Source organism: Acinetobacter sp. VT 511, assembly GCF_001077515.1.
GTDB classification, from domain to species: domain Bacteria; phylum Pseudomonadota; class Gammaproteobacteria; order Pseudomonadales; family Moraxellaceae; genus Acinetobacter; species Acinetobacter schindleri.
In genome coordinates, this window is record NZ_LFRE01000099.1 from 1 (window position 1) to 921 (window position 921).

General features: G+C 34.3%; 1 protein-coding gene and 1 pseudogene. One reads left to right on the forward strand and one right to left on the reverse strand.

The genetic code is table 11. The features are described from left to right. The first annotated feature begins 229 nt into the window (after nucleotides 1-229). Nucleotides 230-526, forward strand: coding sequence for a LysR family transcriptional regulator (locus ACS72_RS19760; protein ID WP_048882639.1), 297 nt, complete (start codon nucleotides 230-232; stop codon nucleotides 524-526). 131 nt (nucleotides 527-657) lie between these two features. Here the strand turns inward: ACS72_RS19760 and ACS72_RS18790 are convergent. After that, nucleotides 658-813: pseudogene (locus tag ACS72_RS18790) on the reverse strand (restriction endonuclease); the annotation flags it as partial. Nucleotides 814-921: the final 108 nt, after the last annotated feature.

Consider the following 921-nt stretch of genomic DNA (forward strand, 5'->3'; position numbering starts at 1 on the left):
GGTTAGTTGACACATCCGAATTTGTGCCCACGATAGCTAAATAGTTCATCGTAATCCCCTCTCTGTCATTCGAGATGATGCTCGTAACTGTCAGGCTCAATCTTTCGGCCTAACTCTAACATATCAAAGCTCAAATGATCTAATAGTTATTCATTGCAGTTTGATAACTAATTTGTTATAATCACCTCAAATTCAAAGTTTGTTACTTTTTTCACAAGGGGTGAGGAACATGTCTAAGTTAGAATCTCAAGATATCTTGTGTTACATTGACAGCCTATTAAAATACAGCAACTATAGCAGGGCCGCACAATCCCTTTACATATCTCAGCCCTACCTCACAAAGGTTATCAAAAAAATCGAAATTGAGTTGGGCTGTGAGCTAATCACTCGCAACAAACTTCCGTACCGATTAACCGAGCAGGGGAAAATATATTATCAATACTTAACTTCACTCGAAAACAGCTACGCGAAGCTTATAAGGGAAATCTCATATGTATTCATCGGTAAGAAGAGTACGTGCCATTGAAAATATAGAAATAAAAATAACTCAAAGGAGGATTTTAAGTATTTAAAACCAATTCTTCAAATGAGGACACGCCCTAATTCTTCTATTTTAATAATTTGATTAGTACTTTTTTCTAGGCTATTAATATCCTCTTTTATACCAAATTTAAATTCTTTAAAACTTTCGAATTGTGCCAAAAATTCATTGGTTATTGCATCTAAATTATTAAGATTTAAAGTTTTACCTAACTCACTGATTTCACAATATGCCCTTTTAGGCTGATTTATCAGACCCGCCTTTACCAAATACGGGCAGAGTAAAACTTGAAGTGCGACATAAACCACCTAATTAATTTAAAGGGTTTATGGAGTATATAAAATTGTCATACCATCATCTTAACTTTGAAGATCGTACTG

Coding starts and splice junctions, on each gene's coding strand:
- ACS72_RS19760 (WP_048882639.1), top strand. CDS start 230: ATGTCTAAGTTAGAATCTCAAGATATCTTGTGTTACATTGACAGCCTA.